The sequence below is a fragment of the Geobacillus lituanicus genome, from assembly GCF_050994965.1.
In the GTDB taxonomy this organism is placed as follows: Bacteria; Bacillota; Bacilli; order Bacillales; family Anoxybacillaceae; genus Geobacillus; species Geobacillus stearothermophilus.
Map to the genome: position 1 here is coordinate 2,729,082 of NZ_CP194773.1, position 13,411 is coordinate 2,742,492.

A 13,411-nucleotide genomic window follows, 5' to 3' on the forward strand; every position below is an offset into this window, starting at 1 on the left:
AACGTTCACCCCAACGAATAATTCTACAAAACGGGCCGTTTTTCCTCTTTTATTCTTCCTGCTCCGACCGGCGAATTTTTGCCATCCACCGTTCAAGCGGGTGCAAAAAGACGAGCAAAAACACGGCGTTTAACAGCAGCGTTGGCCATAAGCGGCGCCCCCAAAAGACGGCAAACGGCCAATCCGTCCGTCCGATCAACAGCTGGATGCCGTACACATAACTGTCAAGCACCGCGACAGCCAACAACGACAACAAAAAAAGAACGAGCCAGTTCTGGTGAAACCATCTCATCACTTTGCCCGCTCCATAGGCGATGAGCGCATAGGCAAACGCGTAAACGCCGAGCAGCTCCGTATAGACGCAATCATACAGAAACCCGAAAACAACCCCGTATCCCATCGCCCGCGTTCCGCCGAAGTGCACAGCCATCAGCACCAAAAAAATGAGAAAAAAGCGGGGAACAAAAAAATACCGGATGTATACATCGCCTTTCGGCCATACATCAACCAAAATGCTTTCACTGACAAAACATAACACCGCAAGGAAAGGGAGACGCCACTTATTCACTTTGCCTCCTCCTCTTCTTGCAGTGTTGCATCGATCGTCCGTTTCACAATCATAACGTCGTCCACATCGTACAAGTTGGCAAACGGCTTGACATAGATGACTTGCGTCAGCCCGTACTGATCCGGTTTGACTTCCGTCACTTCACCGATCGGCAATCCCTTTGGAAACACGCCGCCGAGGCCGGAAGTCAATACTTTTTGCTTCTCCTTCACTTTGGCGTCAATTGGAATTTCGCCAAGGATCAGTTCGCGTCGTTTGCTGTCATATCCTTCAATTAAGCCGAATACATTTTCGTTTCCTTGGACATACGCGGAAATGCGGTTGTTTTGGTCAAGCGCGCTCAACAGCTGGACGGTGGATGTGAATTGGGAAGCATGCTGCACTTTGCCGACAAGTCCAGCCGGGGTAATGACGGCCATATCTTTTTTCACCCCGTGTTGCGCACCTTTGTTGACGATCACCGTCTCCCGCCAACGGTCTGGATTCCGTCCGATCACGGTCGCTTGAATGGGGATAAAATCGCGCAAACTCTCTTTTTTATCGAGAAGCGCCCGCAACCGTTCGTTTTCCTGGCGCAGCGACTCCACTTCGGCCTGCAGCGCCGCATACTCCTCAAGCCTCGCCTTCAGCAATTGATTTTCCTCATATGTATGGCGAAGGTCGCTCACATTTTCAAGGAAGCCCGCGACCACTTGCGCAGGCTTCCCGAACAGAAGCTGGACAAAACCAACCGTGTCTTTCACAAACTGCTCCGGCCACGTCAGTTGCTCGCGGCTGCGCAGCGAAAACCCGATCAACATGACGAGAATGACGATGCTGACAAGCAAAAAAATGAGACGCTTATTTCCGAAAAACTGTGGCATGCGTCACACCTTCTTACCGTCAGCGATGGTCTCTCGCCTTGTTTTTGAACAAGTCGATGTGGTCGAGCGCTTTCCCGGTGCCAATGGCCACGCAATCAAGCGGATTTTCGGCGACGATGACCGGCATGTCCGTCTCTTTGCTGATGACCTTGTCCAAGTTGCGCAACAAAGCGCCGCCGCCTGTCAGCACGATGCCGCGGTCCATAATGTCGGCCGCCAGCTCCGGCGGCGTTTTTTCAAGCGTGTTTTTCACGGATTCCACAATGGCATAAACCGTGTCGCGAAGCGCCTCAGCCACTTCTTCGGCGCTGATTTCGATCGTTTTTGGCAGCCCAGTGAGCAAGTCGCGGCCGCGAATTTCCATGTTTCCGATTCCTTCCGGATTTCCGGCTGAACCGATTTCCATTTTAATCGCCTCGGCTGTCCGTTCGCCGATCATGAGGTTATACGACTTGCGAATGTATTGAATGATCGCCTCATCCATTTCATCACCGGCAATGCGGATCGACTGGCTCGTCACGATGCCGCCGAGCGAAATGACCGCCACTTCGGTCGTGCCGCCGCCGATGTCGACGACCATGCTGCCAGTCGGCTCCCATACCGGCAAGTTAGCGCCGATTGCAGCCGCAAACGGCTCTTCAATCGTATAGGCGTCGCGCGCTCCGGCCTGGCGCGTCGCATCGATGACCGCCCGCTCCTCTACGGCCGTGATGCCGTACGGCACGCATACCATCACATACGGCTTGCTGGCAAACAACCCTTTCGTTTTGACGGCCTTGCGAATGAAATATTTCATCATCGTCGCCGTCGTTTCATAATCGGCGATGACGCCGTCTTTCATCGGACGAAGCGCCACGATGTTGCCCGGCGTGCGCCCGATCATGTTTTTCGCCTCGTTGCCGACCGCAACAATTTGCTTCGTGTCGCGCTGAATGGCGACGACGGACGGCTCGCGCAAGACGATCCCTTTTCCTTTGACATAAACAAGCGTGTTCGCTGTCCCTAAATCGATCCCAAGATCTTTCGTTCCAATCCCAAACATATCGTTGATCTTCCTTTCCGAAACGAAATGCGTATTATCATTTTTCTATTGGCCAAATTGGTCGGATGTCAGTCATTTATAAATTGTACAGCACCGCCTAAACGGATTCGGAAAAACTCATAGTTGATATTATAACTGATTCGACAAAAAATGAGAACCGTTAGACATAGCCTTTTTCTTTCAGACTGATGAATTTTTGATCGCCGATGATAAGATGGTCCAACAGCTCGATGCCGATAATGCGGCCGCATTCCGCGAGCCGTTTGGTGACATCGATGTCTTCGCGGCTTGGGGTTGGATCACCGGAGGGGTGGTTGTGCACGCAAATGACAGAGGCGGCGGATCGTTTGATCGCCTCTTTAAACACTTCGCGCGGGTGGACAATTGAAGCGTTTAAGCTGCCGATGAACACCGTTTTGCGATAAATAACTTGGTTTTTTGTATTCAAATAAATCGCAACAAAATGTTCTTGCGACAAAAACCGCATATCTTCCATCACATATTTGGCTCCGTCCTCCGGGCAGCGGATCACATAGCGGTCGTTATAGCCGGATTGGTGGATGCGGCGGCCGAGTTCCAACGCCGCCAAAATTTGCGCCGCTTTTGTCGGCCCGATTCCTTTAATATTCGTCATTTCTTCCACTGTTGCGTCTTTGAGCAGCCTTAGCCCTTCAAAGTGGCGAAGGAAGCGTTGGGCAAGCTGCACGACCGACTCGTCCTTCGTTCCGGTGCGCAACAAAATCGCCAGCAGTTCATGGTCTGCCAAGCTTTCCGGCCCCGACGACAACAGCCGTTCGCGCGGACGGCTATCTTTCGGCACATCGCGGATCATCCACGCCATTGTATTCCTCCCTTTTCGTATTTTTGTTCGACCAAACGGCTGGCGCGCTGCAGGCGCCCAGCTGCTTGGCCACATCGCGTCCCCATACCGTCTCGCGGCCATGGCGAAGCCCCAGACTGAACATCCTTTGCTGAAACAATCACGTCTCCATTCCGTAAGGCGGCCATCCAAGCCGGCGCAGCTCCCGTACCGTCCGCGACAGCGGCAAGCCGACGACCGTCAAATAATCCCCCTCAATCCGCCTGACAAACAAGGCAGCCCGGCCTTGAATGCCGTACGCCCCCGCCTTGTCCATCGGCTCTCCGGTGGCGATGTAGGATGTGATTTCCTCATCGCTCAACTCCCAAAACGTCACCGCTGTTTTTTCAGCGAATGACACAGTCTTCCCGTGCGGCGCCGCGATCGCGACACCGGTCCAAACATCATGCGTTCGTCCGGACAAAAGCCGCAGCATGTCAAACGCTTCTGTTTCGGTGCGCGGTTTTCCCAACAAGCGTCCGTTGCACACGACGATCGTGTCGGCGCCAAGAACGAAGGCACCGGGCGCAGACGGCGCAACCGCTTCCACTTTCCGGCGGGCCAGCAATTGAACGGCTGCGTCGGGCGGCATTCCGGGGGGGATCGTCTCATCGGCCTGGCTTTCCTGCACGTCAAACGCCCAGCCGGCCAGCTCGAGGATTTGCCTGCGGCGCGGGGAACGAGAGGCAAGCACGAACCGTGGGGGCATCGTCATTCTCCTTTCTTCGTTTCGGTTCGGAAGATTCATTTGTATCGTAGCAAATTTTGCGGTGAAAGGCAATTTCTGCAGGCGGGCGAAAAAACAAAAAACGGAGCCGTTCAGCTCCGCAGGGGAACCAACTCCATGTAAACGGCAAGCGCCTCAAGCAGCAGCTGCTGGGTTTTGTTCAGCAGCTCTTTTTCCTCACCCTCCTTGTAGGCAACAAGCGCCAAATACGCCTGCTTCAGCGACTCGGCATATTTCTTGACCGTGTTGTCGTTGGGTGTTTCGCTTTTTTCAAACGAGCCGTACACCTTGCTCAGCGCCTTCCATTCCCCGTCGCTCACATCCTTGCCGGCGAGCAAAGCGGCGGAAACTGCTGCCATGCTTCCGTATAGCGCCTCTCCTTTTTGGACGATATCCGACCGGCGCGCCTTCGTGTCGGCCGCAAACGACAGCTCCTTCACGTACGTGCTCGGCACCGCTCCTCGGTATTGGTCGTTGACCGCCCGCAGCGCTTCCTTATCCGCGCCAACCGCAATATAGAGAGCCGCCGGCTGTTTTCCAGCCACCACGACCGGCACGTCGGCCTGTCGAATCGATTCGGCTGCCCGCGCCGCCGAATCCGCATTTGAGTAGACGCCGGCCTGAATGACAGCGACCGAAAACGGGGCGGGCAACTCGCTTTCCGCACGTCCTCTGCCCGAAACCGCTCCATCCTCCGTCAGTTCTGTCAACGCTTCCGCCGCCGGCGATGGCTCCGCTTTTTCCTTCGGGACAAGACGAAGCATCACCATGCCAAATGCCATGCCGACCAGCGCCGCGACTGCCGCCGCGAGAAACAGCGGCTTGACGTGCGACGGCAGCCACGGCCGGCGCGTTTTGCCGACTTTCTTCTTGGGGACTGCCTCTGAAACGGAAAAGATCGGTTCATCAGCTTCCATAGCGGCAGCCCCCTCCTTTTCAGCAACGGCCATCACTTCTGTTTTCGTTTCTTGTCCGCCGTTGCGCCCGCGATCCGTTGCATCTCCACCGTCTGGAAGGCTGCCCCCCTGCCGAGGGCTGAGCGAAAGATGTCCGACCGAGGTTCCACCAACGGAAGAAGCGGCCGGCGAAGCCGCTCTGTGCTTCTGTCCGCCGGGTTCATCCTGTTGCTCGTCCGATGGTTGTTCAATGGTAAACGGCCGCGATTGTCCGTTAATGTTCACCGTAATGCCCGGACGCTGCTTGTCCATTTTGCCACCGTCCTTTTTCACACTTCGATTTCTTTCGCCTATCTTACCATAAAGAGAAAAAAAAGAACAAGACATTTGTCGCCTTGTTCCTGCTTCTTTTCTTCATTTTCCGACATTATCGGTCACGAATCATCTCCGTCCCCAGCGCTTCGACAGGAATCGGCTGCTCGCGCCCCTCATAGGCGCAAAGCTGCTTCGTCTCCCCTTTCAAGCAAACGGCGTAATCGATCCCGCCGTCTTCCCGCTTCGTCACAAGCACGTATGATGGGTTTGTTTCCGGCGACAATACATTTCCGGTAAACGGATCTTCGATTGGATCCAGCAAACCGTTGCCCACCAATTCCCCATACGACAATATGGCAGAAGAACGGGCTGGCAAAAACTCCACTTTTTCCGCGCCGACATACAGCCGCGCCGCTTCATATAGTCCATACGCATTGGAAACAAACGCCCGCTCGCGCGCACGGTCGATCACCGTCCACATAGCAAGACCGACGATCATCGCCACCATGCCGATGATCACAAGCACAGCCAAGAGCTCGATGAGGGTCATTCCCCTCTTCATGCGAATGAGCATATCGGACTTCCACCATCCTCTCTATCGGTTCGAAGACGGCGCCACCTCCACGAGCGGATTGTCTTTACCGCTTGGCGGAGGGACATCGCGGATGGGAATGAGCTGCTTCCATTTCTCAAGCTGTGGCGCGTAAAAGGCGCGGACATTGATGGAATAGGCGAGCGGTTGCACGTCGACAGCGGTGGACGTCAACTCCGGCGGGCCGGTAAACGTCAATCCTTCCACCGCCAAAATGCGCTCAGAGTGCTCAAGCACCTCTAAAAACCGTTCAAGCTGGTAATAGGAGGGGGACTGCACTGTCAATTGGGCGATGACAGACTGGATGCTGCTTGGAGGAATCAACGCCTTGTCTCCGGACGCCTTGCTTTCCGCTCCATTCGCGTTCCCTTGCGAAGGAGATTCTCCGGTTCCTTGCCCTTCAGCGAAGCTGACGCTCAATAGCCGGCTGTCAGAAATATATTCCGCTTTTTGAAACGCCAGCAACAGTTGGTCGGCGAACGGGCGCACCGGCACTTTCCTCTGCAAAGCCGCCAGGCTCTCTGCCGTTTCTTCTCGATTCCCCGCCGCCTGCTTTTTCATTGCAGCCAACACGTTTTTCTCGCTTTGTACGACCGCCTCGAGCCGATCCATTTGTTCGTAGCGCGGCATGAGCACAAAAACATAGAAAGCGGCAAACAAAAGAGCGGCAAGAAGAAACACCCCGGTAAACACGAGCGGCCATTTTCCAAAACGGCCCATCATTCGTTGTCCCCCTCTTTTCCTGTCGGCTGAAGTTCCAGCTCATATTGCGCGATATACCGCGGCACGATCGTTTCCCCCTCTGCCCCGCCGCTTTCGCCGCTGGCCGAGATGCCGGTCAATTTGACGGCTTTGACCAAATGAACTTCCTCAAGCCGATCTAAATAATAGGCCGCTTCTTCCGCCGCATCAAACTGCACTGTCATCGTCACCGTCTTTTGGCCGGCATACGAAAAGTTCATGATAAAGCCGCGCTCCGGCAGTTGTTTGGCCAACGCACGCAACAGCGGCACCGTTTTGAGCGGATAACGGTTCGCCCATTCGACCGCTTTAGCAAGCTCTTGCTCAGCTTGCTGCTGCTCCGTCGTTTTTCCCTTCGCCTCCATCGCCGCCTGCTCGGCGCGCACTTGCCGAAGCTCCCCTTCAAGCGCCGCGAGCCGTTGATTCGCACGCTCCATCAGCCAGTAGCCTCCCCCAGCGCCAAGCAGCAGAAGAAAAACCGCGAAGGCCGCCAGCACGGCGCCCGACGCACGGCGCGGCTCTTTGCGCGGCAGCAAGTTGATGTCAACGATCATGGTCAGCCATTCCTTCTTTCAACGCCAATCCCCAGGCGAGATGATAACGGTCCGGCAACGGATCAAGCGAGCGAGAAAGCCGCTCCGGCGGCACATCAAGCCGCTCTGACATAACGGCAAACACATCGTCAAGCCGCGGATGGTCGCCGGTGAGGAAGAGGCGCGTAATTTGCTGTTTTCCTTGCTGGATGGAAAACGAATAAAAGCTCATCATCCGCTCGATTTCTTTATACACGTCAATAAACGGGTCGACGATCGCCGCCGTCGGCTCCCCAGGCGCCTCAAGCGGCACATGGCGCATAAACTGCGGCAAATGGCGGTGGAAGACGCTCAAATTGACAGCCGATTCGTCAAACTGGACAAGCAAAATGTGGTCGTCCGCCGCGGCTTGTCCGGCAACAAAAAACGGGCGATAGGCGCAAAGCGGGGACACATCGGCCGCCACCGGGCGCAGGCCGGCGTCTTCCAAGAGCGCCGCATATTCGGCCACCGCCTCTTCCGGCGCGGCAAACAACAGCACGTTCAGCGCCTCGCTTGTTCTCTCGGCCACGACGTAGTCAAACACCGGATCGGCGAACGGAATCGGAATCGATTCACCAAGCTCCATAAACAAATAGCCGCGGATGTCCTCGTCCGGCAAATGAGCGGGAAGCGGCAAATGGCGGATCATCACAAACGGATCGGGAACGACAAAGCGGACACGCCGCCCGTCAAGTTTCCATTCGTCAACACATTCGTCCAAAATCATCGCCAACGTTTCCCGATCGGCGATTTTTCCATCGCGGATGATGCCGGGCAGCAAGGCTCGCTCGCCCCATCGCCTCGCCTCGGGCGGCTGCCCCGGCTTTGCTTCCACATAGCGCAGGACATGATCTTTGATGATGATGTTCGCCTGTTTCGCCTTTCGCCGCCATAACGCCATCTTCATTCCGCTTCCTTTCTGCCGTCTTTACATCATGAGTGAAATATACGCGCGCACGATCGCTTCTCCGAAGAAAAACGCGGTCAACGCCCCGAGTGCGATCGCCGGCGCAAACGGCATCGGCTTGCCGCGCCGCACGCGGCCCAACGCCATGCCGACAAGCCCGATCACCGTTCCGTACAACGTCGCCAAGAAAAACGCGAGCAACACCATTTTCCAACCGAGCACAAACCCAAGCACGGCAAACAGCTTCACATCGCCGCCCCCCATCCCGCCTTTGGACAAAACGGCGATCAGCCATAAAAGCGAAAATCCGACCGCCGCCCCAAGGAGCATATCGGCCCACGGCAAAAACGGAATCACAAGCCGCTCAACCAAAAACAAACCGGCAAACACCAAAAGCACCCGGTCGGGGATGAGCATGTAGCGAAGATCGGAGACGACAATGATGGCAAACAAGCTGATCAACGTCCACGCCACAACGAGCCGCCCGCTCCAGCCGACCCACATCGGCGCGGCCGTAAACAAGGCAGCGGTGGCCAATTCCATCGCCGGGTAAAGGGGGGAGATGCGCCCCCCGCACCCTTTGCACCGCCCGCGCTGCACGACATACGACACAACCGGAATGAGCTCCCTCGCCGATAGCGTCCGTCCGCACGCCGGACAATGCGACCGCGGGCGGACGATCGACTCCCCGGCCGGCACCCGCAGCCCGACAACGTTAAAGAACGAGGCGAGGAGGAGGGAATAAAGAAAAATGATAAAAAGTATCATTTGTACAACAAATTAACTCCTTATTCCAGATTCACATCCTTACGCGTCAATTCATTTACATCTTTGGAGCCGTCAATGTAAACAAACTTTCCGTCACCATCCACGAGTGTTACTTTGTATAGAATGCCCGTGACGTTGTTATTTTTATCTGTTTCTTTTACAATGTCTACTTTGCTTTTATCTTTATTATACTTCTTTGTCGAATGCTTCCCTGGAGATTTCGGAATGTTTTCCAAATATCCATCATCATATAATTGTTTCAACGTGTAACTCGTTTTCGTGTTATTATCCGCCGCAATGGCTAGCCGCGCCGCGCTCGCAATCTGCTTCGCATTGGCGATGTGGGCGTCTTTTTTCGAGTTGTCCATGATGGCGCCGATCGCCGGAATGGCAATCGCCGCGATAATCCCTAAAATGACGATGACGGCGAGCAGTTCGATGAGCGTCAAGCCGCGCTCGTTTTTCAACATCCGTTTGAACATAGTTCACTCTCCCTTTCTTTCATTTTTAGCCTGTTTTCCCTATTATTCTACAACATAGGAAGAAAAATAGGAATATATTCTTATCTGTAGATGAGCATTTTTCATTACAATAATTTCCATGGTTAGAGAGACAAACAGGGTACCCCTTACGCGATACGGAGCTGTTTTTTGATCACATCAATAGGAATCTCTTGCTTCGCAGCGTCATAAATGAACTCGACGACGCTGTGGTCTTTCCGCGACCGAAGAAGCTCCAGCCCGGTGGAGAGGTTTTGTCGGGATTCGGCGATGCTGTACACGCAGGCCAACAGCACCACCGCCCAATACCGTTTCACCGCCCGAATGTGGCGAACGCGGTATCCATCCAGCTTCAGTTGATCTTTCGCCTGCCGGAAAAAGCACTCGATCGTCCAGCGCTGGGCGTAGTAACGCAAGATGTCTTCGTCCCCGAGTTCCCGGTCGGTGCTCAAGATGCAATGAAGATGTTCCGGCGCCATCGGCTGATCCGCCTTCCAAGCCAGCAGCACCACCGCGTCATCGAGGCCATGGATGGCCCCCTCATAGCGATACACGCGATAACGCTCCTGCCCCACCGTGACGAGGCGGGTGTCTTTGGACTCGATATAGCGGGCGAACTGCTTGGCTTGGATGGCGATGCCTTTCGGGTAGAGAATCCGGTTCGTCTTGAGCATCGCGATGACATGGAATCCCTGTTTCAAGCAGGCTTCAATGAGCTTTTTGGACGGATGCCACGAATCCATGAGCACATACACCGGCTGAGCCCGCTTCACCTTGAGCGAGGAAAGCATCTCGATCGCCAGGTCGATTTTGCTTCTTCCCTCCTTCTTGTCATACAGGCGGAACGCAAATGGGAACGCCTGCGTGAAGGTGTGCACCATCAGCCAAACGAGCGAATGCCCCAGACCGATTGATGATCTTTATGCGAGTAGTGCCAGTCGCACCCTTGAATGGCGTGCACAGCCCGTGACGAAGGCTTTGTTTTTTGGCAAATCGTATCATCAATCGAAACAAAAAGGGGTTGATTCTTCCGTTTGGCCAGTCGTTCGACCTGGGAAAGGATCCACTCTTGAAGCTTCCCAAGCAGCCTTTCCTCGTTCCAAGGGCTTTTCGTGAAAAAGTGACGGAGCGTCGTTCGATGATTCGGATGAAAGCTCCAGTAATGAATATCAGTCAATGTTCCCGAGAATCCCTTGGTGGTCAAGGCATCGACAATATGAATGAGATGCTTGATGACCGGTTTGGAAAGCTGCAGCGTCAACCCCAGCGTGAAGAAAAACTTGTGGATTCCTTGGTGATGTGCTAATCTATTCATGAGACATGAACCTCCTTGTGGATAGTTGGTGGTACATCTATTCTAACCAAGGAATCGGGTTCATGTCTCCTTTTTTGTTTAGTTGTCAATTTATGTCAGTGAATTTACTCATCTACAGTAGAATATCTTTGTGAATTTTACGGCATTGAATTCTTGAAACAGGAAGAATCATATACGTCTCAAGCCAGCTTTTTTGACGGCGATGAGATTCCTGAATATAATGCCGACAATCCAAAAGAATATACGTTCAGCGGCAAACGTATTAAGCGCGGCTTGTATCGAACAAAGTCTGGCAAACTAATTAATGCTGATGTCAATGGCGCATTAAACATCTTAAAGAAAAGTAAAGCTGTAGACCTGAGTGTCTTATGCTCTAGCGGCGAAGTGGACACGCCTCAAAGAATAAGGATTGCTTGAAGCAGTCAAACTTCTTTGGAAGCCCCCACTTCAAATTTTCACTAGAAAATTAAGTGGGGGTAGTTCACTGTTGAATATGGTTGAAAATATCATACATCGGCACGATGATCGAAGTGACGATCGTCCCGACGACGCCGGCGAGCAGCACGATCATGAGCGGCTCGATGAGCGATTTCAATCGGTCGGTGGCCGCATCGACTTCCGCTTCGTAAAAATCGGCGACTTTGCCGAGCATGGCGTCAAGCGCACCGGTCTGTTCGCCGATCGTGATCATTTGCGCAACGAGCGGCGGAAACGCCCAATGGCGGCGAAGCGGCTCCGAGAGCGATTGCCCGCGCTCGAGGGAGGTTCGCGCTTCAGCCAGCACAGATGCGATCACTTCATTTTCCACGACGCGCCCGGCGATAGAAAGCGCCTCTAAAATCGGCACCGAGCTTGCAACAAGCGAGCTGAGCGTCCGCGTCAGGCGGGCGAGCGCCGCTTTTTGCACGAGCGTGCCAAAAATCGGCATCCGCAGGGCGGCATAATCCAAATAGTACTTCGTTGTCTTTTGCCGCCGAAGAACCACAAACGATGCGTACACGCCGGCAAAAAGCAGGACGACGGCCCACCAATACTGCTGCATCACACTGCTTGCCTTGAGCACAAACTTCGTAATCGCCGGCAGCTCGGCGTGAAACTCGGCGAACATTTCGACGAACGTTGGCACAACGGCGACAAGCAAAAAAATAACGACCGCGGTGGCAATGATGGCAACAGCAATCGGATAGGCGAGCGCCGAGGCGATTTTTTGCCGCGTCCGATGCATTTTTTCAAAATGGTCGGCAAGCCGGTCGAGCGTTTCATCGAGCGTGCCGCTCGCTTCACCGGCGCGCACCATATTGACAAACAGCGGCGGAAAGATGCGCGGATGATTCGCCGCTGCCGCTGAGAGCGGGTTCCCGCCGCGCAATGACTGTTCGATGTCAAGAAGCGTCTTAGCGAGCGGCTTGCTTTCCGTTTGCTCCGCCAAAATGCGGATCGAATCGACGATCGTCACTCCGGCGCGCACAAGCGTTGCGAACTGGCGCAAAAAGATGACAAAGTGCTGCAGTTTGACGGCGCGGCCAAACGAAATTTCTTTGTTCCATATGGACGGCGGCACTTCGGCAAGCGCCAGCGGGCGAATTCCTTTTTCCCGAAGCTTTGCCGCCGCCTCGCGCCGCGAAACGGCATTGATCACTCCAGCTTTTTTCCGTCCGTTTCGGTCGCGCCCCTCGTACTTAAACTGCGCCATCGTCCCCACGCTCCCCCGCCAAATACACTTCAGCCGCCAGCGGATCGATGCGCCCATCGGCTGCAAGCTCCTTAACGCTCATTTCCATCGTCTGCATGCCGATGCTGCGGCTCGTTTGCATAATGTTGATGATTTGATGTTCTTTTTCGTTGCGGATTAAGTTGGCGACGGCCGCATTGTTCACTAAAATTTCCAGCGTTGCCGTCCGCCCGGTTTTGTGTCTGTTTGGAAACAAGCGCTGAGCGATGATGGCCACGAGCACGGAAGCAAGCTGCAGCCGGATTTGCGCCTGCTGGGCCGGCGGAAAGACGTCAATCATCCGCTCAATCGCCGCCGGCGCGCTCGCCGTATGAAGCGTGCCAAGCACTAAATGGCCCGTTTCCGCGGCGGTGATTGCCGTTTGGATTGTTTCCAAATCACGCATTTCCCCGACTAAAATGACGTCTGGATCTTGACGAAGCGCAGCGCGCAATCCGGCGGCAAAACTGCCAGTGTCGAATCCCACCTCGCGTTGGTCGATGATCGATTTCCCATGTTTATGCAAATACTCGATTGGATCTTCCAGCGTGATGATATGTTTCGACATCGTTTTGTTCATATAGTCGATCATCGCCGCCAATGTCGTCGATTTGCCGCTGCCGGTCGGTCCGGTGACAAGCACGAGTCCGTGCGGCTTTTCGGCGATGCGCTTTAAGACATCCGGCAGGCCAAGCTCCTCCAGCGTTGGGATGCGCATCGGGATGAGGCGCACGGCGAGCGACACGCATGACCGCTGTTTAAACACGTTTAAGCGAAAGCGGGAAACGCCGGCAATGCCATACGAAAAATCAAGCTCTCCGGTTTCCTGAAACTGCTGCCAAAGCGGCGCCGGAATGACGGCTTTCGCCATTTGCTCTGTTTCCTCCGGATGCAGGCGCTCATGGCCGTAAGCTCTCAACTCCCCGTTCACGCGAAAAATCGGCGGCGCGCCGACGGTTAAATGCACGTCGGAAGCGCGGCATTCAAAGGCCGCGCGCAATAACGCCTCAAGCTTTTCCTTCATCCATCTCA

General features: G+C 54.5%; 14 protein-coding genes and 2 pseudogenes. 1 reads left to right on the forward strand and 15 read right to left on the reverse strand.

Translation table 11 applies throughout. The features are described from left to right. Positions 1-49 precede the first annotated feature (49 nt). The 13 genes and pseudogenes from mreD to ACR1UW_RS14075 all read right to left on the reverse strand — a co-directional run bounded on the left by mreD (position 50) and on the right by ACR1UW_RS14075 (position 10,668). Complete coding sequence (mreD, locus tag ACR1UW_RS14015; RefSeq protein ID WP_049624755.1) at positions 50-568, reverse strand: rod shape-determining protein MreD; 519 nt, start codon at positions 566-568, stop codon at positions 50-52. Further along, entirely contained in the window at positions 565-1,431 is an 867-nt protein-coding gene (mreC, locus tag ACR1UW_RS14020) for a rod shape-determining protein MreC (protein WP_033010591.1), read from the reverse strand. Before mreC ends, mreD begins: the two co-directional genes overlap by 4 nt. 19 nt (positions 1,432-1,450) lie before the next feature. Then, positions 1,451-2,473 (reverse strand): rod shape-determining protein, encoded by a 1,023-nt coding sequence (locus ACR1UW_RS14025; RefSeq protein WP_498933777.1) that lies wholly within the window; start codon positions 2,471-2,473, stop codon positions 1,451-1,453. Positions 2,474-2,633: 160 nt separating this feature from the next. Continuing rightward, positions 2,634-3,314 (reverse strand): RadC family protein, encoded by a 681-nt coding sequence (gene radC, locus ACR1UW_RS14030; protein WP_050367613.1) that lies wholly within the window; start codon positions 3,312-3,314, stop codon positions 2,634-2,636. A 139-nt stretch (positions 3,315-3,453) separates the two neighbouring features. Next, positions 3,454-4,041 (reverse strand): Maf family protein, encoded by a 588-nt coding sequence (locus ACR1UW_RS14035; protein ID WP_033010594.1) that lies wholly within the window; start codon positions 4,039-4,041, stop codon positions 3,454-3,456. Between the two features lie 110 nt (positions 4,042-4,151). Further along, the gene (locus ACR1UW_RS14040) at positions 4,152-5,267 is read right to left on the reverse strand and encodes a hypothetical protein (protein ID WP_047819373.1); all 1,116 of its coding nucleotides are present in this window, start codon (positions 5,265-5,267) and stop codon (positions 4,152-4,154) included. A gap of 115 nt (positions 5,268-5,382) precedes the next feature. Beyond that, complete coding sequence (locus ACR1UW_RS14045) at positions 5,383-5,844, reverse strand: type II secretion system protein (RefSeq protein ID WP_498933781.1); 462 nt, start codon at positions 5,842-5,844, stop codon at positions 5,383-5,385. A 21-nt stretch (positions 5,845-5,865) separates the two neighbouring features. Next, the gene (locus ACR1UW_RS14050) at positions 5,866-6,585 is read right to left on the reverse strand and encodes a pilus assembly protein PilO (RefSeq protein ID WP_498933783.1); all 720 of its coding nucleotides are present in this window, start codon (positions 6,583-6,585) and stop codon (positions 5,866-5,868) included. Next, on the reverse strand, positions 6,582-7,157 hold the full coding sequence (locus ACR1UW_RS14055; RefSeq protein ID WP_498933785.1) for a PilN domain-containing protein: 576 nt from the start codon (positions 7,155-7,157) through the stop codon (positions 6,582-6,584). Before ACR1UW_RS14055 ends, ACR1UW_RS14050 begins: the two co-directional genes overlap by 4 nt. Continuing rightward, complete coding sequence (gene pilM, locus ACR1UW_RS14060) at positions 7,147-8,085, reverse strand: type IV pilus biogenesis protein PilM (protein WP_498933787.1); 939 nt, start codon at positions 8,083-8,085, stop codon at positions 7,147-7,149. Before pilM ends, ACR1UW_RS14055 begins: the two co-directional genes overlap by 11 nt. Before the next feature lie 21 nt (positions 8,086-8,106). Further along, entirely contained in the window at positions 8,107-8,853 is a 747-nt protein-coding gene (locus tag ACR1UW_RS14065) for a prepilin peptidase (protein WP_498933789.1), read from the reverse strand. Positions 8,854-8,873: 20 nt separating this feature from the next. Continuing rightward, the gene (locus ACR1UW_RS14070; protein ID WP_095859729.1) at positions 8,874-9,335 is read right to left on the reverse strand and encodes a prepilin-type N-terminal cleavage/methylation domain-containing protein; all 462 of its coding nucleotides are present in this window, start codon (positions 9,333-9,335) and stop codon (positions 8,874-8,876) included. Positions 9,336-9,481: 146 nt separating this feature from the next. Next, a pseudogene (locus ACR1UW_RS14075) lies at positions 9,482-10,668 on the reverse strand (IS701 family transposase). Between the two features lie 117 nt (positions 10,669-10,785). Between ACR1UW_RS14075 and ACR1UW_RS14080 the strand changes: the two are divergent. Further along, positions 10,786-11,085: pseudogene (locus tag ACR1UW_RS14080) on the forward strand (zinc ribbon domain-containing protein); the annotation flags it as partial. Positions 11,086-11,149: 64 nt separating this feature from the next. Here the strand turns inward: ACR1UW_RS14080 and ACR1UW_RS14085 are convergent. Both ACR1UW_RS14085 and ACR1UW_RS14090 read right to left on the reverse strand, forming a co-directional pair. Continuing rightward, positions 11,150-12,361, reverse strand: a complete 1,212-nt coding sequence (locus ACR1UW_RS14085) for a type II secretion system F family protein (RefSeq protein ID WP_498935318.1) — start codon at positions 12,359-12,361, stop codon at positions 11,150-11,152. Next, entirely contained in the window at positions 12,348-13,403 is a 1,056-nt protein-coding gene (locus ACR1UW_RS14090) for a type IV pilus twitching motility protein PilT (RefSeq protein WP_498933792.1), read from the reverse strand. Before ACR1UW_RS14090 ends, ACR1UW_RS14085 begins: the two co-directional genes overlap by 14 nt. Positions 13,404-13,411: the final 8 nt, after the last annotated feature.

Excerpts from the sequence above, each read along its gene's own strand:
- ACR1UW_RS14050 (WP_498933783.1), bottom strand. The coding sequence starts at position 6,585 with ATGATGGGCCGTTTTGGAAAATGGCCGCTCGTGTTTACCGGGGTGTTT.
- ACR1UW_RS14065 (WP_498933789.1), bottom strand. The coding sequence starts at position 8,853 with ATGATACTTTTTATCATTTTTCTTTATTCCCTCCTCCTCGCCTCGTTC.
- mreC (WP_033010591.1), bottom strand. The coding sequence starts at position 1,431 with ATGCCACAGTTTTTCGGAAATAAGCGTCTCATTTTTTTGCTTGTCAGC.
- ACR1UW_RS14055 (WP_498933785.1), bottom strand. The coding sequence starts at position 7,157 with ATGATCGTTGACATCAACTTGCTGCCGCGCAAAGAGCCGCGCCGTGCG.
- ACR1UW_RS14035 (WP_033010594.1), bottom strand. The coding sequence starts at position 4,041 with ATGCCCCCACGGTTCGTGCTTGCCTCTCGTTCCCCGCGCCGCAGGCAA.
- ACR1UW_RS14045 (WP_498933781.1), bottom strand. The coding sequence starts at position 5,844 with ATGCTCATTCGCATGAAGAGGGGAATGACCCTCATCGAGCTCTTGGCT.
- ACR1UW_RS14040 (WP_047819373.1), bottom strand. The coding sequence starts at position 5,267 with ATGGACAAGCAGCGTCCGGGCATTACGGTGAACATTAACGGACAATCG.
- radC (WP_050367613.1), bottom strand. The coding sequence starts at position 3,314 with ATGGCGTGGATGATCCGCGATGTGCCGAAAGATAGCCGTCCGCGCGAA.
- pilM (WP_498933787.1), bottom strand. The coding sequence starts at position 8,085 with ATGAAGATGGCGTTATGGCGGCGAAAGGCGAAACAGGCGAACATCATC.
- ACR1UW_RS14025 (WP_498933777.1), bottom strand. The coding sequence starts at position 2,473 with ATGTTTGGGATTGGAACGAAAGATCTTGGGATCGATTTAGGGACAGCG.
- ACR1UW_RS14090 (WP_498933792.1), bottom strand. The coding sequence starts at position 13,403 with ATGAAGGAAAAGCTTGAGGCGTTATTGCGCGCGGCCTTTGAATGCCGC.
- ACR1UW_RS14085 (WP_498935318.1), bottom strand. The coding sequence starts at position 12,361 with ATGGCGCAGTTTAAGTACGAGGGGCGCGACCGAAACGGACGGAAAAAA.
- ACR1UW_RS14070 (WP_095859729.1), bottom strand. The coding sequence starts at position 9,335 with ATGTTCAAACGGATGTTGAAAAACGAGCGCGGCTTGACGCTCATCGAA.